We start from the raw sequence: 25,363 nt of genomic DNA, 5'->3' as shown, positions 1-25,363 counted from the left end.
CATCGGCAGACTTGTCTTTCTGCAACAGGCTTAGTAACTTTTGCGGCATAAACCCAGGAGAAACGCATGAATACCAATCTGGCCCGTCTTTCACAGGAAGAGATGGACAAAGTCAACGTCGATTTGGCGGCGGCCGGTGTAGCTTTTAAAGAGCGCTATAACATGCCAGTTGTCGCTGAGGTGGTGGAACGCGAACAGCCAGAACACCTGCGCAACTGGTTTCGTGAACGGCTTATTGCTCACCGCCTGGCGTCCGTCAATCTGTCTCGTCTGCCTTACGAGCCGAAAAGCAAATGACCACCGAAACCGTACTGCGCGTCATCGATACCGAAACCTGCGATTTGCAGGGCGGGGTTGTCGAGATTGCGTCCGTGGATGTGGTGAACGGGCAGATTATTAATCCAATGAGCCATCTCGTGCGCCCGGATCGCCCTATCAGTCCGCAGGCGATGGCTATCCATCGGATAACCGAGTCCATGGTGGCGAATCAACCGTGGATTGAAGAGATTATTCCCCACTACTACGGCAGTCATTGGTATGTCGCCCATAATGCCAGCTTCGACAGGCGCGTCTTACCCGAAATGCCCGGTGAATGGATTTGTACCATGAAGCTGGCGCGTCGGCTCTGGCCCGGCATTAAATACAGCAATATGGCTTTGTATAAATCACGCAAACTTAGCGTGCAGACACCTGCCGGATTGCATCATCACCGTGCGCTTTATGATTGCTATATCACCGCGGCCTTGCTGATTGACATTATCAACACATCAGGCTGGACCCCGGACCAAATGGCAACGGTTACCGGCAGACCCGCTCTGCTGACAACCTTCACCTTCGGTAAATATCGGGGTAAAGCCGTTGCCGAAGTCGCAGAGCGCGACCCCGGTTACCTGCGCTGGTTGTTCAACAATCTGGACCGAATGAGTCCGGAACTACGGCTGACGTTAAAGCATTATCTCGACGATAATTAATCCGCTTTTTTGTCCGGGAGCGTGCCTTGCGCCAGCGCGACCAAGAAAGCGAACTCCAGCGCCACGCCCTCGTAGGATTTAAAACGGCCTGATTTGCCGCCGTGACCGGAGTCCATATCTGTACAAAGCAGCAGCAGATTATTGTCCGTTTTAAGTTCTCGCAGTTTCGCGACCCATTTGGCGGGTTCCCAATATTGCACCTGAGAGTCATGCAGCCCTGTGGTAACCAGCATATGGGGGTAGTCATGGGCGCCGACATTATCGTACGGGCTATAGCGTTTTATGTAGTGATAGTAGGTCTCATCCTGCGGGTTCCCCCACTCTTCAAACTCACCGGTGGTCAGTGGGATGGATTCATCCAGCATCGTAGTAAGCGTATCCACAAAAGGCACCTGAGCGATGACGCCGTGAAACAGTGACGGACGCTCGTTGATGACGGCCCCCATCAACAACCCCCCGGCACTGCCGCCCATGGCATAGCAGAAAAGCGGAGAGCCATACTCCAGTGCCAGCAGCCCATCCGTGACATCGATAAAATCGTTGAAAGTATTTCTTTTGTTCAGGAATTTACCGTCCTCATACCACTGTTGCCCCAGTTCCCCGCCGCCACGAATGTGGGCAATCGCATAGACAAAACCACGATCGAGCAAACTTAACCGGCTACTGCTGAAATCGGCATCCATGCTGGCACCGTAGGATCCGTAGCCATAGACCAATAACGGATTTTCCCCTTTGCGGAAGTGTTTGTGGTTGTAGACCAGCGATACCGGCACTTCCACGCCATCCCGCGCGCGGATCCACAGATGCTCGCTACGATAGTCACTGGCATCAAACCCGGCCACTTCCGTCTGTTTGATCACCCGGCGTTCGCCGGTATCCATGTCGAGTTCAAACAAGGTATCGGGCGTCGTCATGGACGAATAGCCATAGCGCAGACGCGAGGTCTCTGGCTCCGGGTTATAAGCAAGCCAGGTAACATATGCCGGATCGTCAAACGCAATTCCAGTGACTTCTCGGGTTTTACGGTTGATCTGCCGCAGGCTGGTGAGGCCACGCTGTCTTTCCTCGACCACCAGCCAGTCGGTAAACAGGGTGAATCCCTCCAGCATGACATTATCCCTGGCAGGAATCAGTACCTCCCAGCGTCTTTCATCGCGCACTTTGGTGCGATACAAGCCGAAATTTTTGCCATCGCGGTTTGAACGCAAATAGAACGAGTGCTGAAAATGATCGAGGCTGTAATCGTGATCCTTACGACGCGCTAAAAAACAGAGCGGCTGTGCATCCGGCAATTCGGCATCCAGTAGCAATACCTCACTGGTCGTCGCACTCGCAAGATGAATAATGATGTAGTGTTGGGAGCTGGTTTTGCTCAGGCTGACGTAAAAAGTATCGTCCGCCTCTTCGTAAATCAGTTCATCTTGCGTTGAGGGCGTTCCGACGGTGTGACGCCAGACCTGGTAAGGCAACAAGGTCGTGGCATGCTTACGCACATAATAAAGGGTTTCTGAATCGTTAACCCAGACGCAACCCGGTGAGACATTGTCGAGCATCTCGGGATACCAGTTGCCGGTTTCCAGGTTACGAAAGCGTACCCCGTACTGGCGGCGCGAAAGGTAATCCTCGGAAATGGCCATAAGCGTATTATCCGGTGATATGGCAATCCCACCAAGGGTATAGAATTCGCTATGCGAAGCGCGCTGATTCGCATCCAGCAGCACCTGCCACTCATCCCATTCAGCAGACAACGCTGACTGGCGTTGGTAAATGGGATACTCACACCCCGGCTCGAAGATGTGGCGATAGCGATAGCCATTCTTAACGTAGGGCGCTGAAACCTCGCGCTGCGGAATACGCGAAATGATCTCTTCCAGCAGACTATCCTGTAGCGCCTGCTGGGAAGCCATAATGCAGCGGCCGTACTCATTTTCAGCTTGCAGGTACTCGAGAACATCTGACTGCGAACGGGTGTCGTCGCGCAGCCAGTAATAGTTGTCCAGACGTGTATCGCCATGAACTGTCATGGCGTGGGGGATTTGTTTAGCTTTTGGCGGCATAGCTCTGTTCTTATTTGTTTAACACACTATAAGGTTGGCAAAAGCCGCGCGTGATGCAAGCGAAACGAGAAAGTAGCGTTAGTCGATGAGCCCCTTTTTTTGTTGTCGCAGGTCTTCTTCGATACCGTCCCTAACCTCCTGCGGGATCTTAAGCGCATCACCTAAGGCGGCCAGATAGCTGCGCTCCATAAAGTGGTCGATATCTATCGCAGCACAGCTCAGGAAGTACACTTCCAGCGCCTCTTCCTCATTTTTGATTCCGGATGCAAGACGGTGCGGATCCAGTGGTAGTTCGATCGCTTTCGCAATCAGCGCTCTCCCCTGTTCTTCAATATCGGCCTCGTTTAGTTGTTGTTCGATAGCGGCACGTTCTCTGTCATCAATATGTCCGTCGCTCTTCGCGGCAAACACCAGGGCCAGAATAAGACGTTCCGTGCGCGCATCAATAGACGAACTCTGGTGACCAAACTGCGCTTCCCCCTGATGGGCAGTACGCACTTTGTCTTTGTATTTATTCCACAGCACGCTGCCCGCCACGGCCCCGCCGCCAACAAGCAGCGCACTGGTACCGTATTTGGTCAGTAATTTGCGAGAGGATTTGCTGGCGACCAGCAAACCAGCAAGCCCACCTAAGGCACCGGGCACGAGTAATTTGCCGGGATCCTGCCCGCCGGAGGATGACGATGACTGGCCTTGTTGGCCAAGAAGAGACTGTAATTGGTTTAACCAGCTTGACATGATTCCCCTCACTTAATCGTTTCGTAAACGAGAAGCCTAAGCGAGGGGGTGTCAGGAAATGTCTAAAACAGCAAAAGATGAGAAAAGGTCGCAGCCTTAACGAGGCTGATACTCCGCTTTTCCTGCTTTACAATCGATTTTGACGAGATAGTGAATGTCTGTACTCTTGCCGCGAACCGTCAAGGGAACATCCCATTGATCGTTCTTACCCCGAATGTCTTTCGGAGTAACCCAGGCAACGGGATCCGCCTGGCCAAGTTTTTTTTGGTCATCAGCCCAACGTACGATGCGGTTTTGCAAATAATCGCGTTTGACGCTCGCAGCGATCCCCTCGGCGGTCATGCCTTCGCAAGAGGGAAATTTCACCGATTTGGCAGTGGCAGCCGACGCGACTACACTGCCCGCCAGTAATATTGTACCCAGCAACACTCCTGCTATTTTCATGCTTTTCTCCTGTGCATAGAGCCCAATCAAAGCATGGTACAAATTACTGGCAGTGCAAGCCGGGATCAGGCGGCAGAGCGTTTCGCTTTTGACTTAATATCAACGGCGTCTGTTGACGCTATTTCTGCGTCATCCTGAGCCACTTCTGGTACGCTCTCCTGGGTGTCCGAACCCGGTAACTTACCGGACTTCAGGATATGGCTGAGCACATCTTTTTGTTCAGCCAGCCAGAGCGCCATTTGATCGCGCTGGTCTTCTTCAAGCGTCACTGGCGCTTCGCCCAGCCAGCCTTCAAGTACCTCGGCCAGGTCGAGCATTTTATCGTAAGCGTCAGCTTCCTTTTTGCTGGCAAAAGACATTTTTTCCTCACCTTCACGAATCACAACATACTTGACTTCAACCGCCATGATGCAGCCCCTTTTAACTGTATTTATATACAGTATTTTACTGCGCTATTTATCTGAGCGCAAGTCGTAAAAGACAGACGCAAACGTTTTCGTATATACTGCCGCCAGATTTTTTTAAGAAGGTCGACTTGCTATGACTCTATTAGGTACTGCGCTGCGTCCGGCGGCGACTCGCGTAATGTTATTGGGTTCAGGGGAATTAGGCAAAGAAGTGGCCATTGAATGCCAGCGTCTGGGCATTGAAGTCATTGCCGTAGACCGTTATGCCGACGCGCCCGCAATGCATGTTGCCCACCGCTCGCATGTTATTAATATGCTTGATGGTGAGGCGTTAAAAGCGCTGGTCGCGCTGGAAAAACCGCATTTTATCGTGCCGGAAATCGAAGCGATTGCCACCGATACACTGCTGGAACTTGAAGCTCAGGGTCAGCATGTTGTGCCCTGTGCACGGGCAACCAAATTGACCATGAACCGTGAAGGTATCCGTCGTCTGGCAGCCGAGGAACTTGCCCTTCCTACATCAAGCTACCGCTTTGCCGACAGTGAAGAGGCGTTCCGTCAGGCCGTTGATGAGATCGGCTTGCCCTGCATCGTGAAACCCGTAATGAGTTCTTCCGGTAAGGGCCAGAGTTTCATTCGCAGCGCCGACCAACTGGCGAAAGCCTGGGCGTATGCGCAACAAGGCGGGCGCGCGGGTGCCGGTCGCGTTATCGTTGAAGGTGTGGTGAATTTTGATTTTGAAATCACCCTGTTGACCATTAGCGCCTCAGATGGCGTGCATTTCTGTGCGCCAGTCGGTCATCGCCAGGAAGATGGCGACTATCGTGAATCCTGGCAGCCACAATCAATGACCGACCTTGCGCTGGAACGTGCAAAAGAGATCGCCAGTAAAGTAGTGCTGGCGCTCGGGGGCTATGGGCTGTTTGGTGTCGAATTGTTCGTCTGCGGCGATGAGGTGGTCTTTAGCGAAGTCTCTCCACGTCCGCACGATACAGGCATGGTTACGCTGATTTCTCAGGATGTTTCAGAATTCGCCCTGCATGTTCGCGCCTTCCTCGGTCTGCCCATTGGGCAAATCCGCCAGTACGGCCCATCGGCATCGGCGGTGATCCTGCCTGAGCTGAAAAGCCAGAACGTCACGTTTGATAACGTGCAAAATGCCGTTGGTGCGGGCCTGCAGCTCCGTCTGTTTGGCAAGCCCGAAATCGACGGTACGCGTCGTTTAGGCGTTGCGCTGGCAACGGCAGATACCATTGAAGAAGCTGTTGAACGCGCAAAAGCCGCGGCGGCAGCGCTGAAAGTGGCGGGTTAAATAAGATCATGCAAAAAAAGCCCGGTAGCAGTGACGCTTACCGGGCTTTTCAATTTTATAAGCAGTCAGCAATACGCCGCCTACTGAAACAGATTACTTCGCGCCTTCTACCGCTTCGCGAGCCAGTTTAGTGATGCGGTCATAATCGCCTGCTTCCAGCGCATCGGCCGGAACCAGCCAGGAACCACCGATACACAGCACGCTTTTCAGCGCCAGGTAGTCGCGGTAGTTCGCCGGAGAGATACCGCCAGTCGGGCAGAAACGCACCTGAGAGAACGGGCCTGCGATGGCCTGCAGCGCTTTGGTGCCACCGTTTGCTTCCGCCGGGAAGAATTTAAACTCTTTCAGACCGTAGTCCATGCCCAGCATCAGTTCTGAAACCGTGCTGATACCTGGGATCAACGGGATGGTGCCTTCGGTGGCGGCTTTCAGCAGCGGCTCAGTCAGACCCGGGCTAATCGCGAACTGCGCACCCGCTTCTGTCACTTCTTTCAATTGCTGCGGGTTAAGGACGGTACCAGCACCGATAATGGCGTCCGGCACTTCTTTTGCAATCGCGCGAATCGCATCGATGGCACAGGCAGTACGCAATGTCACTTCAAGAACGCGCACGCCGCCTGCAACCAGTGCTTTCGCCATTGGGACAGCGTGCTCCAGTTTGTTGACAACGATAACCGGCACTACCGGGCCAGTTTTCAGGATTGCTTCTGCACTCGTTTTCCAATTTTTCATCAGAATTATTCTCTCGCCTGAACTAAAAATCTTGTCGTTTTAAAAAGTAATGCAGGTCGCGCCCTGCTCAGCACCGGAAAGTTTTTCTCGCAGTGCGCCAAACAGCTCGCGTCCTGTGCCAACGCGCGCAGCGCTCAGGTCAGGAATATGCGGCTGACGTGCAGCAAGCTCGTTATCATCGACCAGCAGCGTCAATTCGCCAGTCTGTCCGTTTACACGGATGATGTCGCCATCACGTACTTTCGCCAGCAATCCACCGTCATACGCTTCGGGTGTCACATGAATCGCTGAAGGCACTTTACCTGATGCGCCGGAGAGTCGTCCATCTGTAACCAACGCAATTTTGAAACAGCGGTCCAATAATACACCAAGTGGCGGCATAAGTTTATGTAATTCTGGCATGCCGTTCGCTTTTGGCCCCTGGTGACGCACCACCACGACGCAATCTTTGTTCAATAGCCCCGCATCAAAAGCCGGTAACACATCATGCTGACTCTCAAATACCACCGCCGGCGCTTCAATGACCTGATATTCAACCGGTACGGCAGAGGTTTTCATCACCGCGCGGCCAAGGTTGCCGCTCAACACTTTGGTACCACCATGACGAGAGAACGGTTTCTCAATTGTGGCGATAACGTCCGCATCCAGCGACGCTGCCGCCCCTTCGCGCCAGTCCAGTTCACCGTTATTGAGCCACGGCTCCATGGTGTAACGGGAGAGGCCAAAACCGGCCACCGTGTTCACATCCTCATGCAGCAAACCGCCCTTAAGCAGTTCCCGCATTAACACAGGTACGCCACCCGCCGCCTGGAAGTGGTTAATATCCGCCGGACCGTTCGGATAGAGTCGCGCCAGCAGCGGCACCACGTCCGACAGTTCAGAGAAGTCATCCCAGTTAATAATGATGCCCGCAGCGCGCGCCATTGCCACCAGATGCATAGTGTGGTTGGTAGAGCCACCGGTTGCCAGCAGTGAAACGATACCGTTTACCACCACTTTTTCATCGACCATTTTTCCTATCGGCATCCATTCGCTGCCGTTACCGGTTAAGCGTGTCACCTGGCGTGCGGCAGCCGAAGTCAGCGCTTCACGCAGTGGTGCATCCGGGTGCACGAAGGAAGAACCTGGTAATTGCATGCCCATGAATTCAACGACCATCTGGTTGGTATTGGCCGTACCGTAGAAAGTGCACGTACCCGGCGCGTGGTAAGACGCCGCTTCGGATTCCAGCAGCGCCATACGATCGACTTTGCCTTCTGCATAAAGCTGACGAATGCGTACCTTTTCTTTATTTGCCAGACCGCTGGCCATCGGACCTGACGGGATAAACACGGCGGGCAGATGACCAAACGAAAACGCGGCCATCGCGAGGCCGGGGACGATTTTGTCGCAGACGCCAAGGAACAACGCCCCGTCAAACATATTATGCGACAGGCCGACTGCCGCCGACATGGCGATCACTTCACGACTGAGCAGCGAAAGTTCCATCCCGTCCTGACCCTGCGTAACCCCGTCACACATAGCCGGCACACCGCCTGCCACCTGCCCGACCGCGTTCACAGAATGCAGCGCTTTGCGGATGATATTTGGATAGGTTTCGTACGGTTGATGTGCTGAAAGCATATCGTTATAGGAGGTGATGATGCCGATATTGTTACGCAGCATACTTTTGAGCGAAGCTTTGTCGTCAGGCTGGCAGGCGGCAAAACCGTGGGCCAGGTTTCCACACGCCAGCGAGGAGCGGTGCACGGTTTCGCTCTTCGCCTGATTGATGCGTTTTAAGTAGGCAGTTCGGCTTTCGCGCGAGCGTTCAGTAATACGATTTGTTACGCGTAACAATACTGGATTCATAAAGGCTCCTGAAATTTATCTGTCCGGGACAACGATATGCAGGAGGTTTTCAGCATTTTAATTCCAGCAGAAACGCCGCCACACCGCGCCCAAAGGCAAAATTACTGTAGCCAGTGTAATAAAAAAAGCTCCGCTGGTGAATCCAGTCGGAGCCTGAAAGTTGAAATATTGGCCTGATTTCTGAGTTAGATCATGTTACCGGTAAAACTCCGTAACATTGGCAACAACCTGATTACTCAAATTCGTTCCACGAACGGCCATCACGGGTGATCATCGCCACAGAGGCAACCGGTCCCCAGGTCCCGGCCTGATACGGTTTCGGCGAGTCGTTATCCATCGCCCAGGCTTCGGTGATGGAGTCAACCCACTTCCATGCTTCTTCAACTTCGTCACGGCGCACGAACAGTGCCTGAATGCCACGCATGGTTTCCAGCAACAGACGCTCGTAAGCGTCCGCCAGATGCGTTTCGTTGAAAGTTTCGGAATAGCTCAGGTCCAGCTTCGTGGTCTGCAGATTGTGCTTGTGATCCAGCCCCGGCACTTTATTCAGTACCTGGATATCCACGCCTTCATCTGGCTGCAGACGAATGGTGAGTTTGTTCTGGGGCAGATCCTGCCATGACTCTTTAAACAGGTTCAGCTCCGGCGTTTTGAAATAGACCACGACTTCTGAGCATTTCGTCGGCAGGCGTTTACCCGTGCGCAGGTAGAACGGCACGCCCGCCCAGCGCCAGTTGTCAATATCCACGCGAATAGAGACGAAGGTTTCGGTGTTACTGGACTTGTTCGCGCCCTCTTCTTCCAGATAGCCCGGAACTTTTTTGCCCTGCGCAAAGCCGGTAGTGTACTGACCACGAACGGTTTTCTCGCGCACGTTCGAGCGATCGATGCGACGCAAGGATTTCAGCACCTTCACTTTTTCGTCACGAATGCTGTCTGCGGTGAGATCGGACGGCGGAGACATAGCGATCATGCAAAGGATTTGCAGCAGGTGGTTCTGGATCATGTCGCGCATTTGACCTGCCTGGTCAAAGTAACCCCAGCGACCTTCAATACCCACCTCTTCCGCCACCGTGATTTCCACATGATCAATCGTACGGTTATCCCAGTTGTTCACAAACAGGGAGTTGGCAAAGCGCAGCGCCAGCAGGTTCAGTACCGTCTCTTTACCCAGATAGTGGTCGATACGGTAGACCTGGCACTCTTCGAAATATTCGCCAACCTGATCGTTAATTTCGCGTGAGGTGGCAAGCGAGGTACCCAACGGTTTTTCCATGACCACACGGGCAGGTTTCGCATTCAGCTTCGCCTCGCCCAGGCCTTTGCAAATTGCGCCAAAGGTGCTTGGCGGCATCGCAAAGTAGTTAATAGTGGTGCGATTCTTCTGGTCAAGCATGGCGCCAAGGCGTTTAAACGCTTTGGTGTCATTAACGTCCAGGTTGCAGAAATCCAGGCGGCCGCTCAGCGTGTCCCATAAGCTTTCATCGATTTTTTCCTTCATGAAAGTTTCGAGCGCTTCACGCACCACTTTTATATAGGCTTCTTTATCCCAGTCGGCGCGTCCGACACCCAGGATACGCGTATCCGGATGGATCTGACCCGCTTTTTCCAGTTGATACAGGGAAGGCAGCAATTTCCGGCGTGCGAGGTCGCCTTTCGCGCCGAAAATGACCAGGTCACATGCCTGGGCTGTTTGCGTTACCGCCATGTCATTCTCCTCAGTTGGCTATCCTGGTGCTTATGCCAGGTTTTAGTTGTAATTTTATTACACTGCACTGTACTGCTTTTACGTAATTCCCGAAACCGCTAACGCTTGGCTACGTGTGCGTTCTTCTGCTCTTCGGCAAAAATCTGGGTTTTCGCCTTGAAAATGCTGGATGTTTGCCCGATACGCAGCGAATAAAATCCGACTGTGATCATGTAATGAAAAAAAACAACAACATTTAATGTTGTCGCTTACCTTTCTTTGCGGCAGAAAGGTATATTCTTGCTAAAACGCATCACGATTTCACCTTTCTGTGGAATCGTTTCACTGATGAGCGATTCGTTAAAAATGAATATGCTGGAAAAAATCCAGTCTCAACTGGAACACCTTAGCAAATCCGAGCGCAAAGTGGCGGAAGTGATCCTCGCCTTCCCCGATCAAGCCATTCATTCCAGTATCGCCGCCCTCGCCCAGCAAGCGGGTGTCAGCGAACCAACGGTGAACCGATTTTGCCGCAGTCTGGATACCCGCGGGTTTCCGGATTTTAAACTGCATCTGGCACAAAGTCTGGCAAACGGCACCCCCTATGTTAATCGCAACGTCGATGAAGATGACAGTGTCGAAGCCTATACTGGCAAAATTTTCGAGTCAGCGATGGCAAGCCTGGACCATGTGCGCCAGTCGCTCGACATGACGGCGGTCAACCGCGCCGTAGACCTGCTGACGCAGGCAAAGAAAATCGCCTTTTTCGGTCTTGGCTCGTCCGCGGCCGTTGCGCACGATGCGATGAACAAATTTTTCCGCTTTAACGTACCGGTTATTTATACCGACGACATTGTGTTGCAACGCATGAGCTGTATGAATTGTAGTGATGATGATGTGGTTGTGCTGATTTCTCATACCGGCCGCACAAAGAGCCTGGTTGAACTGGCACAGTTGGCGCGGGAAAACGACGCCATGGTTATTGCGCTGACATCAGCCGATACACCGCTTGCGCGGGAAGCGACACTGGCCATTACTCTCGACGTTCCGGAAGATACCGACATTTATATGCCCATGGTGTCACGTCTGGCACAGCTCACGGTCATTGACGTTCTCGCCACCGGTTTCACATTGCGACGTGGCGCAAAATTCCGGGATAACTTGAAGCGTGTCAAAGAAGCACTGAAAGAATCGCGCTTTGATAAGGAGTTGCTCATCCGGAGCGATAAACATTAATAGACCGATAGTAATAACAAAGTTGTAACATCTTACGCTGTTCGGTTAAATTCTCATTTTGATAACTTAACTGAATCCATGTTCACGCAACACCTGGTTGTTTTAGACAACGGAGTATTACATGTCCAGAAGGCTTCGCAGAACCAAAATTGTTACCACTTTAGGCCCGGCCACTGACCGCGATAATAATCTTGAGAAGATTATCGCCGCAGGCGCCAACGTGGTACGCATGAACTTCTCACACGGCACACCGGAAGATCATAAATTACGTGCGGATAAAGTGCGTGAAATTGCGGCAAAACTGGGACGTCATGTTGCTATTCTTGGCGATTTACAAGGACCGAAAATTCGCGTGTCCACGTTCAAGGAAGGCAAAGTATTCCTTAATATTGGCGATAAATTCCTGCTTGATGCCAACCTCGGCAAAGGCGAAGGCGATAAAGAAAAAGTCGGCATCGACTATAAAGGCCTGCCCGCTGACGTGGTGCCTGGGGATATCCTGTTGCTTGATGATGGCCGCGTTCAGTTAAAAGTACTGGAAGTTCAGGGCATGAAAGTATTCACCGAAGTCACGGTGGGCGGCCCGCTGTCTAACAACAAAGGCATCAACAAACTGGGCGGTGGCCTCTCTGCAGAAGCACTGACCGATAAAGACAAAGCAGATATTGTGACTGCGGCACTGATTGGCGTGGATTACCTCGCCGTCTCCTTCCCGCGCTGCGGCGAAGACCTGAATTATGCACGCCGCCTGGCGCGCGACGCTGGCTGTGACGCAAAAATTGTCGCCAAGGTAGAGCGCGCAGAAGCGGTCTGCAGCCAGGAAGCGATGGATGATGTGATCCTCGCCTCCGACGTGGTGATGGTTGCCCGTGGCGACCTCGGCGTAGAAATTGGCGACCCGGAACTGGTGGGTATCCAGAAAGCGCTGATCCGTCGTGCGCGTCAGCTTAACCGTGCGGTCATCACCGCCACGCAGATGATGGAATCGATGATCACCAACCCGATGCCAACTCGCGCAGAAGTGATGGACGTAGCAAACGCTGTGCTGGATGGTACCGATGCGGTTATGCTCTCTGCGGAAACAGCCGCAGGCCAATACCCGGCAGAAACCGTCGCTGCGATGGCACGCGTGTGCCTGGGTGCGGAAAAGATCCCCAGCATCAACGTATCGAAACACCGCCTGGATATTCAGTTTGATAACGTGGAAGAAGCGATCGCCATGTCGGCAATGTATGCCGCTAACCACCTGAAAGGGGTAACGGCGATTATCACCATGACGGAGTCCGGGCGTACGGCGTTAATGACTTCACGTATCAGCTCCGGCCTGCCGATTTTCGCGCTCTCCCGCCATGAGCGTACGCTGAACCTGACCGCGCTATACCGTGGCGTAACGCCGGTCCATTTTGACAGCGCGAGCGAAGGCGTTGCCGCTGCCAACGATGCGGTCAATCTGCTGCGTGATAAAGGTTACCTGATTTCTGGCGATCTGGTGATCGTCACCCAGGGCGACGTGATGAGCACCGTGGGCACCACTAACACCACGCGCATTCTGACCGTGGAATAAGCAGTATCCAAAAAGCAAAAACCCCGCCAGGCGGGGTTTTTTTATTTCTTCGGGAATAACTCTTTGCGTCTGTACGGTTCAGTCTCGCCCGGCTTGCGTGTTTTCAGCAGTTTTAAAATCCAGGTGTACTGCTCAGGGTGCGGGCCGACGAACACTTCAACCTCTTCGTTCATTCGGCGCGCAATGGTGACGTCATCCGCCGTTAACAGATCGTCCATCGGTGGGCGCACCTGTATGATCAGCCTGTGCGTCGTCGCATCATACACCGGAAAAAGCGGCACAATGCGTGCACGGCACACCTTCATTAAACGGCCAATCGCCGGAAGCGTGGCTTTATAGGTGGCAAAGAAATCAACAAATTCGCTGTGCTCAGCACCGTGATCCTGATCGGGCAGATAGTAGCCCCAGTACCCCTGGCGTACGGACTGAATAAACGGTTTGATACCGTCGTTACGTGCGTGCAGACGTCCGCCAAAGCGGCGGCGCACCGTATTCCAGACATAATCGAACACTTTATTGCCCTGATTATGGAACATCGCCGCCATTTTCTGCCCCTGGGATGCCATCAACATTGCCGGGATATCAACGCCCCAGCCGTGCGGGACCAGAAAAATCACGTTTTCGTTGTTGTCGCGCAGGCCATCAATAATCTCACGGCCCTGCCACTCAATGCGCGGCAGGATCTTCTCTGGCCCACGCAGCGCCAGTTCCGCCATCAGTACCATTGCCTGCGGTGCAGTGGCAAACATCTCATCAATGATCGCTTCGCGTTCCGCTTCTGATTTTTCCGGGAAGCAGTACAGCAGGTTGATCTTTGCACGCCGGCGCGCGCTCTTACCGAATTTACCGGCAAGTCGCCCCAGCGTTCCCAACAACGGATCGCGTAACGACGCAGGGAGCAGCGCTACACCGGCAAACGCAAAAACACCCATCCACGCGCCCCAGTAGCGTGGGTGGCGAAAGCCTTCTTCAAATTCGGGAATGTATTCAGAATTATTTTTCTTCGTTTCCATGCATGTTCCGCAGGCAAGTATTCAAGTAAGCAAAGTAAGAATAGTGTAACGAGGTGCGTTAATTCCTACAAAAGAAAAAGCCGGCGTGTGTCGACGCCGGCTTGTATGCTGTAAGGCGTTAATCGAATTTCAATTGCGGAACGATGTCCTTCACCTGCGCCAGATAATCACGACGATCGGTACCGCTCAGACCTTCGGTCCTTGGCAGTTTCGCCGTTAAGGGGTTCACCGCCTGCTGGTTGATCCACACTTCATAATGCAAATGCGGGCCTGTTGAACGACCGGTGTTACCGGAGAGCGCGATGCGATCGCCACGTTTCACTTTCTGCCCTTCTTTCACCAGCAATTTGCGCAGGTGCATATAGCGCGTGGTGTAGGTGCGGCCATGGCGCACCGCGACATAATACCCCGCCGCACCACTGCGTTTGGCAACCACCACTTCGCCGTCACCCACAGAGAGAACCGGCGTCCCCTGCGGCATGGCGAAATCCACGCCTTTATGCGGCGCAACGCGACCCGTGACCGGGTTCAGACGACGCGGATTAAAATTGGAGGAGACGCGGAACTGTTTCGACGTGGGGAAGCGCATAAAGCCTTTCGCCAGCCCGGTACCGTTGCGGTCGTAAAATTTACCGTCGTCGGCGCGAATCGCAAAATAATCTTTACCATCAGAGCGCAGACGAACACCCAGCAGTTGGCTCTGTTCCTGTTTCCCTTCCAGCATTTCGCGGGACATCAGCACAGAGAACTCATCGCCTTTTTTGAGTTTACGGAAATCCATTTGCCACTGCATCGCTTTGATGACGGCGCTGATTTCGACATTGGTTAAGCCGGCTTCTTTCGCACTGCTGACAAAACTGCCGCCAACCGTGCCTTTCAGCACGGAATTGACCCAATCGCCTTCCTGAATCGCACTGGTCATTTTAAAGCCGCCATCAACGCGGTCATAAGTGCGGGTTTCACGGCGGGAAACTTCCCAGGTCATGCGCTGCAAATCGCCGTCTGCGGTCAACGTCCAGGAGATCTGCTGACCAATTTTCATGTTACGCAGGTCTTTATCTGCCGCGGCGAGCTGGCTGATATCACCCATATCGATGCCGTACTGATTCAGGATACTGCTCAGCGTATCGCCGGTCGACACGACATATTCGTGTACGCCCTCTTCACCGGCAGTTTTATCGTCAAGTTCATCCTGGGGAATGTCTTCAACTTCGTCGGGCATAGACTGATCGATAGGCTCACTGGCCTCAGGCAGCAGCGAACGAATCTCTTTCTTTTCCAGCTCGATGGTTTTGACAATAGGTGTCGGCGCGGATTCAGGGTGGTAGACATATGGTCGCCAGACGGCAACCGTTAAAGTGAGAACTGTAAGTGACCCCAGCATAACGCGGTGGGGTCGGGGCAGATTATTAAATGCCAGGGCGACAGAGCGGGCTATCTGTTGCACGTATCCACTTCCTCGTTAATCTCCTTTCAGGCAGCTCGCATACTGGTTAGACAACTGGGCAAGGAACTGCGAATAGCTCTCTTTGCCAAGCTTGATACTGGTACCAAGGGGATCCAACGTTCCCATTCGAACAGATGTCCCTCTGGCAACAGCTTCAACGACCGCTGGCCTGAACTGTGGCTCAGCAAAAACGCAGGCTGCTTTTTGCTCAACCAACTGTGTTCTGATTTGATGTAAACGCTGCGCACCAGGTTGAATTTCAGGGTTGACGGTAAAGTGACCTAACGGAGTCAGCCCGTAATGCCTCTCAAAATAGCCATAGGCATCATGAAAAACGAAATAACCTTTACCCTTCACTGGCGCCAGCTCGCTGCCAACCTCTTTGTCGGTTTGTGCCAGACTGGCCTCAAACGCTTGCAGGTTGGCGTCCAGCCGTGCTCGGCTTTGGGGCATAACTTCTACTAATTTATCGTGGATTGCAACCGCCGACAGCCGTGCAATCTCTGGTGAAAGCCACAGATGCATGTTGTAATCACCGTGATGGTGATGTTCGTCACTATTTTCGTCGCCGTGATGGCCTGCGTCATGGTCGTGGTCGTCATCATCGCTGCCCTTGATGAGTAACGGTTTCACGCCAGGCAGTTCCTGCATGAGCACCTGCTTTGCCGCCGGAATCTGCTGGGCGGACTTATCCATGAACGCTTCCATGTCCGGGCCTACCCAGAAGACTAAGTCCGCGTTCTGCAAGCGTTTTACATCAGACGGGCGCAGGGCATAATCGTGCTCAGAAGCCCCATCGGGGAGCAGTACTTCTGTTGTCGTTACCCCATCCGCAATCGCGGAAGCGATGAAGCCCAGAGGCTTGAGCGACGCGACAACAGCGGCGTTTGCGGTGCTCATTACTCCACCGGATAAGGCAGTGCAAAGCGCTGCGCAAAGAAGCGTATTTTTATGTAACATAATGCGACTAATTATCGTAATGAATGTGTGGAATGTGATATTATAACATTCGACAACTTGTGCAACCCTTTAAATGCTATGACTAATCTGGTAACGCTGGAAAATGTCTCCGTCAGTTTCGGCCAAAGACGCGTACTGTCTGACATTTCGCTCACTCTACAACCCGGTAAAATTCTTACCCTGCTCGGCCCCAATGGCGCGGGGAAATCGACGCTGGTGCGCGTGGTACTGGGGCTTGTAGCACCCGATGCCGGGACGATCAAGCGTGGCAATGCCCTGCGTATCGGTTATGTGCCGCAAAAACTGCATCTCGACACCACGCTGCCGTTGACCGTGGGTCGCTTTATGCGTCTGCGGCCCGGCACCCGTAAAGATGATATTGTTCCGGCGCTAAAACGCGTGAATGCCGCGCACCTTGTCGATGCCCCGATGCAAAAATTATCCGGCGGTGAAACGCAACGCGTGCTGCTGGCCCGTGCCCTGCTCAATCAGCCGCAGTTGCTGGTACTGGATGAGCCAACGCAAGGGGTCGATGTTAACGGTCAGGTGGCACTCTACGATCTTATTGATCAATTACGTCGCGAGCTTGATTGCGCCGTACTGATGGTCTCCCATGACCTGCATCTGGTGATGGCAAAAACGGATGAAGTCCTCTGCCTGAATCACCATATTTGCTGCTCCGGCGCACCGGAAGTGGTCTCCATGCACCCTGAGTTTATCTCAATGTTCGGCCCACGCGGCGCAGAGCAGTTGGGTATTTATCGCCACCGCCATAATCATCGTCATGATTTGCAGGGGCGCATTATATTACGTCAGGGAAATGGACGCGGATGATTGAATTACTGTTGCCCGGCTGGTTAGCCGGGATGATGCTCGCCTGCGCCGCTGGCCCGTTGGGTTCATTTGTGGTCTGGCGTCGCATGTCTTATTTTGGCGATACCCTCGCCCACGCCTCATTGCTCGGTGTCGCTTTCGGTTTGCTACTCGACGTTAACCCCTTTTATGCGGTGATTGCCGTCACGCTGCTGCTTGCCGCCGGGCTGGTCTGGCTGGAAAAACGCCCTCATCTTGCTATTGATACATTGCTGGGGATTATGGCTCACAGTGCGTTATCCCTCGGCATGGTGGTTGTCAGCCTGATGTCGAATATTCGTGTCGATCTGATGGCCTACCTGTTTGGCGACCTGCTGGCAGTCACGCCCACGGATTTAATCTCCATTGCTGTTGGTGTTGTACTGGTTATCGGGATCCTGTTCTGGCAGTGGCGTAATCTGCTGTCGATGACCATCAGTCCGGAGCTGGCGTTTGTCGATGGCGTGAAGTTGCAGCGTGTCAAGTTGCTGTTAATGCTGGTCACCGCGCTGACAATTGGGGTGGCGATGAAGTTTGTCGGGGCGCTGATTATCACCTCCTTGCTGATAATTCCCGCGGCCACCGCGCGCCGCTTTGCCCGGACGCCAGAGCAAATGGCGGGAGTAGCAGTAGGTGTCGGCATGATTGCCGTCACCGGTGGGCTAACCTTCTCTGCCTTTTACGACACACCAGCAGGACCGTCTGTCGTGCTGTGCGCCGCGCTGTTGTTCATTTTCAGTATGATGAAAAAAAGCGCTACCTGACCCTTCTTATCTGGCCGAAATCCGTTGTTTCGGCCTTTCTGCCATTCAGATCAGAATAGCGACGACGGTTGATGCGGAAAAATGTCAGGGCATCTCCGGCGGCGTGATCCCGAAATGGTTCCATGCCCTGACCGTCGCCATGCGGCCACGTGGGGTACGCTGCAGGAAGCCTTGCTGAATTAAAAAGGGCTCCAGCACATCTTCAATGGTTTCACGCTCTTCCCCGATTGCGGCGGCAAGGTTATCCAGCCCTACCGGCCCACCAAAGAATTTATCGATGACCGCCAGCAGCAGCTTGCGGTCCATGTAATCAAACCCTTCCGCGTCCACGTTCAGCATATCAAGCGCCTGAGAGGCGATATCAAGCGTAATTGCGCCATCATGCTTCACTTCGGCAAAATCACGCACCCGGCGCAGCAGACGGTTAGCGATACGCGGCGTGCCGCGCGAACGCCTTGCGACTTCCAGCGCGCCCTCTTCGCTCATCTCCAGCCCCATGTAACGGGCGCTGCGCCCGACAATGTGCTGTAAATCCGCCACCTGATAAAACTCCAGCCGCTGCACAATACCGAAACGGTCACGCAGCGGTGAGGTCAATGAACCTGCACGCGTCGTTGCGCCAATCAGCGTAAAGGGAGGCAAATCAATTTTGATTGAGCGTGCCGCCGGGCCTTCGCCGATCATAATATCGAGCTGATAATCTTCCATTGCCGGATAGAGTACCTCCTCTACCACCGGCGAGAGACGGTGAATTTCATCGATAAACAATACGTCATGCGGCTCAAGGTTGGTGAGCATCGCCGCCAGGTCGCCCGCTTTTTCCAGCACTGGACCCGAGGTGGTACGCAGGTTGACGCCCATCTCATTAGCGACAATATTCGCCAGGGTGGTTTTCCCAAGCCCTGGGGGGCCGAATATCAGCAAGTGATCCAGCGCGTCACCACGCAGCTTCGCCGCCTGGATAAAAATTTCCATTTGCGAGCGCACCTGCGGCTGGCCCACATACTCCGCCAGCAATTTAGGGCGGATCGCGCGATCCGCGACCTCTTCCGCATTAATAACGCTGTCGGGGGAGACCAGACGGTCTGCTTCAATCATCCTTTACCTCACAACGCGGCGCGTAATGCTTCGCGGATCAGAGTTTCACTGTTGGCGCCCGGTTTGGCGATTTTGCTAACCATCCGGCTGGCTTCCTGAGGTTTATAGCCCAACGCCACCAGTGCGGCAACCGCTTCCTGCTCTGCATCATCCGCAGCCGGGCTGGCGGGTGATGTCAGCACCAGATCGGCGGCTGGCGTGAACAGGTCGCCATGTAACCCTTTAAAGCGATCTTTCATTTCGACAATCAGTCGCTCTGCCGTTTTCTTACCGATACCAGGCAGTTTAATCAGTGCCGCAGGGTCTTCGCGTTCGACGGCATTCACAAATTGTTGCGCGTTCATGCCGGAAAGAATGGCCAGCGCCAGTTTTGGCCCCACGCCATTGGTTTTGATCAGTTCGCGAAACAGCGTGCGCTCTTGCTTGTTGTTAAAACCAAACAGCAGATGCGCATCTTCACGCACCACAAAATGGGTGAAGACCACGGCCTCTTTCCCCGCCTCCGGCAGTTCATAGAAACAGGTCATCGGCATATGCACTTCGTAACCCACGCCTCCGACTTCCATCAGGACTAAAGGGGGCTGTTTTTCCAGAATAATGCCTCTGAGTCTGCCTATCACATGACGCTCCTGCGTTAATGGCCGAAGTAAGAATGCTGTATCATAAAAAAAGGCTGGATAGATATCCAGCCGCTTATTGATGAAAAGCGAAGTGTATTAATTTACTGGCCTAATATTGCGCCTGCGCGAGGTCAGCAAGTAGCGTTGGATACGTCGGGTTCCAGCTCAGAACCTCGCGCGTCTTTTCACTGCTTGCGGCCATATCGAGAGAAGCAAAATCAGCAAACCAGCCAAAATGTTCCCTCGCCCGCGGCTCAGCGGGTACCCCAAGATGTTTACCGATGGCCTGCGCGATATCGCGAAACAGGATGCCCTCTTCCGCCGCCGCGTGATAAACCGCCTGAGTCACCCCCGTCTCAAGCGCTAAGCGATAAAGCGTGGCGGCATCCCGGCGATGCACCGCCGCCCAGCGATTTTCTACGTCCTCAGGCCAGGCCGACACACCCGTTTGCTTCGCAAGGCCCATCAGGATAGGAATAAATCCATGATCGCCCACGCCGTGGACTGTCGGCGACAGGCGTATCGTTGCGGCACGCACGCCCTTGTCTGCCAGCTCACGTGCCGCAAGCTCAGAACGGCGTGGATATGCTGGCGCGACAAACGGCAGGTCGTTTTCTGTCGCCAGACGTCCTGGGGCAATCATCGCCAACCCGGAGGTCACCAACAGAGGGCGGTCGCTACCGCGTAGCGCCTCCCCCAGAATCTGGATGGCGCGCTCATCCTGCGCGCAGTTCTCGCTAAAACGTGAAAAATCATGATTGAAGGCAGTATGGATAACCGCATCGGCACGTCTTGCGCCATCATGCAGCAATTGATGATCGTCCAGCGTTCCCGTGACCACCTGTATTCCCAGGGTCACCAGCGCCTGTGCTTTTTGCGCATTGCGCACCAGCCCGGTAACCTGATGTCCGGCCGCCAGTAGATCTTCAGCAACGGCTGAACCAACCCAGCCAGACGCCCCCGTCAGAAAAACATGCATAGCTAACTCCCCTTGTGTTGACTCATCATGTGATAGTGATGAATATCCTCAGAGGTGAAAAGTAGTGACATTATCGTGGTATAAGGACTAACAGGATGCAGCGCGATACCCGTCCCACAGAGTTAGGCGATTACCTCAAACACCGCCGTGCGCGGCTCGACCCGGATGCGCTTGGTTTTCATACCGGGCGTCGTCGTACACCCGGATTACGTCGTGAAGAAGTGGCGCAACTGGCCTGTATTAGCGCTACCTGGTATACCTGGCTGGAGCAAGGGCGCGGCGGCACCCCGTCCGCAGAAGTGCTGGAGCGCTTATGCCACGCTTTACAACTTAGCCCACCCGAACGTGAACATGTCTTCCATCTGGCGCTCGGACGCGCTCCTGAGGTGCGTTATACCCCGTCGCTGGCCGTCACGGCGCGGCTGCAAAAGGTGCTGGATTGTATGACGCTCAGCCCGGCGATGATCCGCACCGCGACCTGGTGTGTACTGGCATGGAATCAGCCCGCTGCCGTCGTGCTGACCGATTATGCAAAGCTGCCCCATACCGAGCGCAATATTCTGCGCCGTATCTTTCTCGACCCACGGGTACGTGAGATCCAGGCTGACTGGGAAGGCCTGGCGCAGTCGCTGGTCGCCGCTTTTCGCGCAGATGCCACCCGCTCAGGCGCAACAGCAGAAGTGAAACCGCTTATTGATGAATTGATGGCAGCGTCGCCGCTGTTCGCCGAACTGTGGCGCAGCAATACCATCGACACGATGGGCGAAGGCACGAAAGTGCTGATTCATCGCGAGGCGGGGAGATTATCGCTGGAGTATTCGAGTTTTGCCGTTGAAGGGCAGCCAGATCTGACGATGATTGTCTATAACCCGTCAACGCCTGAGGATGCCCAAAAAATCAGCGCGTTGCTTAGCGCAGCCGCCCGCGCGCCAGATTAAGCCGGGTATCGCTCATCTGCATTGCGTTCTGGCTGACATGGCAATGGGTGATAGCAATCGCCAGCGCATCGGCGGCGTCCGCCTGTGGGTTCGCCGGAAGTTTCAGCAAGGTGCGTACCATATGCTGAACCTGGCTTTTCTCGGCGCTGCCAATACCGACGACCGTCTGTTTAACCTGACGGGCCGCATATTCAAACACGGGCAGATCCTGGTTTACAGCAGCCACAATGGCCACACCGCGCGCCTGCCCAAGCTTGAGCGCAGAATCGGCGTTTTTTGCCATAAAGACTTGTTCAATCGCGAAGTAATCAGGCTGGAACTGGGTGATGATTTCCGTCACACCGGCATAAATTAATTTCAGACGCGACGGTAAATCATCAACTTTGGTACGGATGCATCCGCTGCCCAGGTAGGTCAGTTGCCTGCCTACCTGGCGAATCACACCGTAACCGGTTACGCGTGAACCCGGGTCGATACCGAGAATGACAGACATCACGCGTCTCCGGTTATTGCGATAAGTTGCCTCATCACAGAGTCGCCGCAACCTCGTCAGAAATTTCACCGTTATGGTAAACTTCCTGCACATCGTCGCAATCTTCGAGCATGTCGATCAAACGCAGCAGTTTCGGTGCGGTTTCCGCATCCATATCCGCTTTGGTTGATGGGATCATAGAGACTTCGGCGTTGTCGGCTTTCAGGCCTGCCGCTTCCAGCGCATCACGCACTGCGCCCATCTCTTCCCATGCGGTGTAGACGTCAATGGCACCGTCGTCGAAGGTCACAACATCTTCCGCGCCCGCTTCCAGCGCTGCTTCCATGATGGTGTCTTCGTCGCCTTTCTCGAAAGAGATCACGCCTTTCTTGCTGAACAGGTAAGAAACGGAACCGTCAGTGCCCAGGTTACCACCGGTTTTGGTGAAGGCATGGCGCACTTCGGCAACGGTACGGTTGCGGTTGTCAGACAGACATTCCACCATCACCGCTGTGCCGCCAGGACCGTAACCTTCATAAATGATGGTTTCCATGTTCGCGTCTTCATCACCGCCCACACCACGTGCGATAGCACGGTTCAGGGTGTCACGGGTCATGTTGTTCGACAGCGCTTTATCCACTGCCGCACGCAGACGCGGGTTGGAACCGATATCGCCGCCGCCAAGGCGCGCTGCGGTAACCAGCTCACGAATAATTTTGGTAAAGATTTTACCGCGCTTGGCATCCTGTGCCGCTTTGCGGTGTTTGGTGTTGGCCCATTTACTGTGACCTGCCATAAGAAACTCTCCACTTAACCGTTGATTTATACGGCATGAATTACAAATTCTTCAATCGCCTGCCGGTTGCTCCATGACTTGGTTAACGCGGCCGCTTGCGGCGCATCAACCCAGCGGTAAGCCAGATGTTCAGTGAACACGACCGACCTTTCATGGGGTAGCGCAAGACAGAACCAGGATTCGGTATTGCGCACCACGCCAGGGGCATAGCGATGACGTAAATGTTCAAAAATTTCAAACTCCACCGTGCGCTGACAGTCAATTAAGGCCAGTTGCTCAGTCGCAATGTCAATGGCGACCTCTTCCTTTACTTCGCGCGCGGCGGCTTGCGATGCGGACTCTCCCTCTTCCAGGCTGCCGGTAACCGACTGCCAGAAATCGGGATCGTCGCGTCGCTGCAACATCAGCACCCGCTTCGTGTCCTGGGCATAAATAACAACTAAGACAGAAACGGGATACTTAAATTGCATATTATTCGTTCTCCGAAATCTCTTTTGACGCTTTCGGAAGCACCTGAATACCCAGTTCCGCCAGGGAAGCCGGGTTAGCAAAGCTCGGTGCTTCGGTCATCAGACAAGCAGCCGCAGTGGTTTTCGGGAAAGCGATAACGTCACGAATGTTGTCGGTGCCGGTCAGCAGCATGGTCAGACGATCCAGACCAAATGCCAGGCCCGCGTGCGGCGGGGTACCGAATTTCAGCGCATCCAGCAGGAAGCCAAACTTCTCGCGCTGCTCCTGTTCAGTAATGCCCAGAATGCCAAACACGGTCTGTTGCATGTCGCCACGGTGAATACGCACAGAACCACCGCCCACTTCGTAGCCGTTGATAACCATATCGTAAGCGTTCGCAACCGCCTCTTCCGGCGCGGCTTTCAGCTCGTCCGCCGTCATGTCTTTCGGTGAGGTGAACGGATGGTGCATTGCGGTCAGGCCGCCTTCACCGTCGTCTTCAAACATCGGGAAGTCGATAACCCACAGCGGCGCCCATTTGTTTTCGTCGGTCAGGCTCAGGTCTTTACCGAGTTTCAGACGCAGCGCGCCCAGCGCATCAGCTACCACTTTCTTGTTGTCAGCGCCGAAGAAAATCATGTCGCCGTCTTGTGCGCCAGTACGATCCAGGAGAGCTTCAACGATGTCCGCAGTCAGAAACTTCGCCACCGGGCTGTTGATGCCTTCCATGCCTTTGGCGCGCTCGGTCACTTTGATGTAAGCCAGGCCTTTCGCACCGTAGATCTTCACAAAGTTGCCGTATTCGTCGATGAGCTTACGGGTCAGAGACGCACCGCCTGGTACGCGCAGCGCAGCAACGCGGCCTTTCGGATCGTTTGCCGGGCCGGAGAATACCGCGAACTCAACGGATTTCAGCAGGTCTGCCACATCCACCAGCTCCATCGGGTTACGCAGGTCCGGTTTATCGGAACCGTAACGACGCTCCGCTTCGGCGAAAGTCATGATCGGGAACTGGCCCAGATCGACGCCTTTAATGTCCAGCCACAAGTTGCGGATCAGCTCTTCCATCACTTCACGTACCTGCGGTGCGGTCATGAAGGAGGTTTCCACGTCGATCTGGGTGAATTCTGGCTGACGGTCAGCGCGCAGGTCCTCGTCACGGAAGCATTTCACAATCTGATAATAACGATCGAAACCGGACATCATCAGAAGCTGTTTGAATAGCTGTGGAGACTGCGGCAGCGCGTAGAATTTGCCTTTATGTACGCGTGAAGGCACCAGATAGTCGCGCGCGCCTTCCGGCGTCGCTTTGGTCAGCATCGGGGTTTCGATATCAAGGAAACCGTGGTCATCCATAAAACGACGCACGAAGCTGGTAATTTTGGCGCGGGTTTTCAGGCGCTGGGCCATTTCCGGACGACGCAGGTCCAGATAGCGGTATTTCAGACGCGCTTCTTCGGTATTAACCTGATTGGAATCCAGCGGCAGCGGCTCAGAGCGGTTGATAATGGTCAGTTCGCTGGCAAACACTTCCACTTCGCCGGTCGCCATATCGCTGTTGACGTTTTTTTCGTCACGAGCACGCACGGTGCCGGTCACCACGATGCAGAACTCATTACGCAGTTCGGAAGCCAGTTTGAAGGCTTCGGCGTCCGGGTCGAAGAACACCTGAACGATGCCTTCACGATCACGCATATCAATAAAAATGAGGCTGCCGAGATCACGACGACGATTGACCCAACCACACAGAGTCACCTGCTGCCCCACGTGGGACTTACGCAACTGTCCGCAATATTCTGTACGCATGAGATATCCCTTAACTTTGCCGCAGGCTGATTGTTGCCTGCCGTGCAGGCGACGATGTCGCAGCTTTAGCTGAATGTCACAACTGGATGAAAAAAGGCGGCTATTATACTGGAAATAATGGCACACGATAAGCCCGATACCGCCTGTACGCGCGTTTGCTGCGCACGCT

25 protein-coding genes are annotated in these 25,363 nt (G+C 54.0%); 8 read left to right on the top strand and 17 right to left on the bottom strand.

Annotated features, from left to right (window positions below):
- The first annotated feature begins 66 nt into the window (after nucleotides 1-66).
- The gene (locus tag IP582_RS09270) at nucleotides 67-297 is read left to right on the top strand and encodes a DNA polymerase III subunit theta (RefSeq protein WP_039078743.1); all 231 of its coding nucleotides are present in this window, start codon (nucleotides 67-69) and stop codon (nucleotides 295-297) included.
- Complete coding sequence (exoX, locus tag IP582_RS09265; protein ID WP_193795728.1) at nucleotides 294-971, top strand: exodeoxyribonuclease X; 678 nt, start codon at nucleotides 294-296, stop codon at nucleotides 969-971. Before IP582_RS09270 ends, exoX begins: the two co-directional genes overlap by 4 nt.
- On the opposite strand, the gene ptrB is transcribed toward exoX, so the two are convergent.
- The 4 genes from ptrB to IP582_RS09245 form a co-directional block, all read right to left on the bottom strand.
- Complete coding sequence (gene ptrB, locus IP582_RS09260) at nucleotides 968-3,028, bottom strand: oligopeptidase B (RefSeq protein ID WP_193795727.1); 2,061 nt, start codon at nucleotides 3,026-3,028, stop codon at nucleotides 968-970. The two genes, exoX and ptrB, sit on opposite strands and share 4 nt — an antisense overlap.
- A gap of 78 nt (nucleotides 3,029-3,106) precedes the next feature.
- The gene (locus IP582_RS09255) at nucleotides 3,107-3,766 is read right to left on the bottom strand and encodes a tellurite resistance TerB family protein (protein ID WP_193795726.1); all 660 of its coding nucleotides are present in this window, start codon (nucleotides 3,764-3,766) and stop codon (nucleotides 3,107-3,109) included.
- Nucleotides 3,767-3,862: 96 nt separating this feature from the next.
- Nucleotides 3,863-4,210 carry a protein YebF gene (gene yebF, locus IP582_RS09250; RefSeq protein WP_193795725.1) on the bottom strand — a complete coding sequence of 116 codons (348 nt, stop codon included), beginning with the start codon at nucleotides 4,208-4,210 and terminating at the stop codon, nucleotides 3,863-3,865.
- A gap of 65 nt (nucleotides 4,211-4,275) precedes the next feature.
- Complete coding sequence (locus tag IP582_RS09245; RefSeq protein ID WP_193795724.1) at nucleotides 4,276-4,617, bottom strand: YebG family protein; 342 nt, start codon at nucleotides 4,615-4,617, stop codon at nucleotides 4,276-4,278.
- A gap of 133 nt (nucleotides 4,618-4,750) precedes the next feature.
- Here IP582_RS09245 and purT point away from each other — a divergent pair, with 133 nt between their 5' ends.
- Nucleotides 4,751-5,929, top strand: coding sequence for a formate-dependent phosphoribosylglycinamide formyltransferase (purT, locus tag IP582_RS09240; RefSeq protein ID WP_193795723.1), 1,179 nt, complete (start codon nucleotides 4,751-4,753; stop codon nucleotides 5,927-5,929).
- 93 nt (nucleotides 5,930-6,022) lie between these two features.
- On the opposite strand, the gene kdgA is transcribed toward purT, so the two are convergent.
- The 3 genes from kdgA to zwf form a co-directional block, all read right to left on the bottom strand.
- Nucleotides 6,023-6,661, bottom strand: a complete 639-nt coding sequence (gene kdgA / locus IP582_RS09235) for a bifunctional 4-hydroxy-2-oxoglutarate aldolase/2-dehydro-3-deoxy-phosphogluconate aldolase (protein WP_039078734.1) — start codon at nucleotides 6,659-6,661, stop codon at nucleotides 6,023-6,025.
- A gap of 39 nt (nucleotides 6,662-6,700) precedes the next feature.
- On the bottom strand, nucleotides 6,701-8,512 hold the full coding sequence (gene edd, locus IP582_RS09230; RefSeq protein WP_047370897.1) for a phosphogluconate dehydratase: 1,812 nt from the start codon (nucleotides 8,510-8,512) through the stop codon (nucleotides 6,701-6,703).
- Nucleotides 8,513-8,744: 232 nt separating this feature from the next.
- Nucleotides 8,745-10,220: a glucose-6-phosphate dehydrogenase gene (gene zwf / locus IP582_RS09225; RefSeq protein WP_039078732.1), complete on the bottom strand. Its 1,476-nt coding sequence runs from the start codon at nucleotides 10,218-10,220 to the stop codon at nucleotides 8,745-8,747.
- Nucleotides 10,221-10,565: 345 nt separating this feature from the next.
- Between zwf and IP582_RS09220 the strand changes: the two genes are divergently transcribed.
- Together IP582_RS09220 and pyk are read left to right on the top strand one after the other, a co-directional pair.
- Nucleotides 10,566-11,435: a MurR/RpiR family transcriptional regulator gene (locus IP582_RS09220; RefSeq protein ID WP_039078781.1), complete on the top strand. Its 870-nt coding sequence runs from the start codon at nucleotides 10,566-10,568 to the stop codon at nucleotides 11,433-11,435.
- Between the two features lie 121 nt (nucleotides 11,436-11,556).
- Nucleotides 11,557-12,999: a pyruvate kinase gene (gene pyk, locus IP582_RS09215; RefSeq protein ID WP_193795722.1), complete on the top strand. Its 1,443-nt coding sequence runs from the start codon at nucleotides 11,557-11,559 to the stop codon at nucleotides 12,997-12,999.
- 41 nt (nucleotides 13,000-13,040) lie between these two features.
- Here the strand turns inward: pyk and lpxM are convergent, their stop codons facing one another.
- The 3 genes from lpxM to znuA form a co-directional block, all read right to left on the bottom strand.
- Nucleotides 13,041-14,012, bottom strand: a complete 972-nt coding sequence (gene lpxM, locus IP582_RS09210) for a lauroyl-Kdo(2)-lipid IV(A) myristoyltransferase (protein WP_193795721.1) — start codon at nucleotides 14,010-14,012, stop codon at nucleotides 13,041-13,043.
- 118 nt (nucleotides 14,013-14,130) lie between these two features.
- Nucleotides 14,131-15,459, bottom strand: coding sequence for a murein DD-endopeptidase MepM (gene mepM, locus IP582_RS09205; protein WP_193795720.1), 1,329 nt, complete (start codon nucleotides 15,457-15,459; stop codon nucleotides 14,131-14,133).
- Nucleotides 15,460-15,474: 15 nt separating this feature from the next.
- Nucleotides 15,475-16,419, bottom strand: coding sequence for a zinc ABC transporter substrate-binding protein ZnuA (znuA, locus tag IP582_RS09200; protein ID WP_193795719.1), 945 nt, complete (start codon nucleotides 16,417-16,419; stop codon nucleotides 15,475-15,477).
- Nucleotides 16,420-16,497: 78 nt separating this feature from the next.
- On the opposite strand from znuA, the gene znuC reads away from it, so the two are divergent.
- Both znuC and znuB read left to right on the top strand, forming a co-directional pair.
- The gene (gene znuC, locus IP582_RS09195) at nucleotides 16,498-17,253 is read left to right on the top strand and encodes a zinc ABC transporter ATP-binding protein ZnuC (protein WP_193795718.1); all 756 of its coding nucleotides are present in this window, start codon (nucleotides 16,498-16,500) and stop codon (nucleotides 17,251-17,253) included.
- Nucleotides 17,250-18,035, top strand: a complete 786-nt coding sequence (znuB, locus tag IP582_RS09190) for a zinc ABC transporter permease subunit ZnuB (protein WP_039078726.1) — start codon at nucleotides 17,250-17,252, stop codon at nucleotides 18,033-18,035. Before znuC ends, znuB begins: the two co-directional genes overlap by 4 nt.
- A gap of 84 nt (nucleotides 18,036-18,119) precedes the next feature.
- Here the strand turns inward: znuB and ruvB are convergent, their stop codons facing one another.
- From ruvB to IP582_RS09175, 3 genes are all read right to left on the bottom strand, one after another.
- Nucleotides 18,120-19,133, bottom strand: coding sequence for a Holliday junction branch migration DNA helicase RuvB (gene ruvB / locus IP582_RS09185; protein WP_039078725.1), 1,014 nt, complete (start codon nucleotides 19,131-19,133; stop codon nucleotides 18,120-18,122).
- 8 nt (nucleotides 19,134-19,141) lie between these two features.
- A complete protein-coding gene (gene ruvA, locus IP582_RS09180; RefSeq protein ID WP_039078724.1) occupies nucleotides 19,142-19,753 on the bottom strand; it encodes a Holliday junction branch migration protein RuvA in 612 nt (203 codons plus the stop codon).
- Between the two features lie 109 nt (nucleotides 19,754-19,862).
- Entirely contained in the window at nucleotides 19,863-20,732 is an 870-nt protein-coding gene (locus tag IP582_RS09175; RefSeq protein WP_193795717.1) for an SDR family oxidoreductase, read from the bottom strand.
- A 95-nt stretch (nucleotides 20,733-20,827) separates the two neighbouring features.
- Here IP582_RS09175 and IP582_RS09170 point away from each other — a divergent pair, with 95 nt between their 5' ends.
- Nucleotides 20,828-21,670, top strand: a complete 843-nt coding sequence (locus IP582_RS09170; RefSeq protein WP_193795716.1) for a helix-turn-helix transcriptional regulator — start codon at nucleotides 20,828-20,830, stop codon at nucleotides 21,668-21,670.
- Here the strand turns inward: IP582_RS09170 and ruvC are convergent.
- The 4 genes from ruvC to aspS are packed head-to-tail and all read right to left on the bottom strand — an operon-like array spanning nucleotide 21,642 to nucleotide 25,194.
- A complete protein-coding gene (ruvC, locus tag IP582_RS09165) occupies nucleotides 21,642-22,163 on the bottom strand; it encodes a crossover junction endodeoxyribonuclease RuvC (protein WP_039078721.1) in 522 nt (173 codons plus the stop codon). The two genes, IP582_RS09170 and ruvC, sit on opposite strands and share 29 nt — an antisense overlap.
- Before the next feature lie 34 nt (nucleotides 22,164-22,197).
- On the bottom strand, nucleotides 22,198-22,938 hold the full coding sequence (locus IP582_RS09160) for a YebC/PmpR family DNA-binding transcriptional regulator (protein ID WP_047370910.1): 741 nt from the start codon (nucleotides 22,936-22,938) through the stop codon (nucleotides 22,198-22,200).
- Nucleotides 22,939-22,964: 26 nt separating this feature from the next.
- Entirely contained in the window at nucleotides 22,965-23,408 is a 444-nt protein-coding gene (gene nudB, locus IP582_RS09155) for a dihydroneopterin triphosphate diphosphatase (RefSeq protein WP_039078719.1), read from the bottom strand.
- A 1-nt stretch (nucleotide 23,409) separates the two neighbouring features.
- Nucleotides 23,410-25,194, bottom strand: a complete 1,785-nt coding sequence (gene aspS, locus IP582_RS09150) for an aspartate--tRNA ligase (protein WP_193795715.1) — start codon at nucleotides 25,192-25,194, stop codon at nucleotides 23,410-23,412.
- Nucleotides 25,195-25,363 lie beyond the last annotated feature (169 nt).

The organism is Citrobacter sp. BDA59-3, from assembly GCF_015167655.1.
GTDB lineage: Bacteria > Pseudomonadota > Gammaproteobacteria > Enterobacterales > Enterobacteriaceae > Phytobacter > Phytobacter diazotrophicus.
The sequence above is the reverse complement of the archived record's forward strand: the minus strand, read 5'-3'. Positions and strand labels throughout refer to the sequence as shown.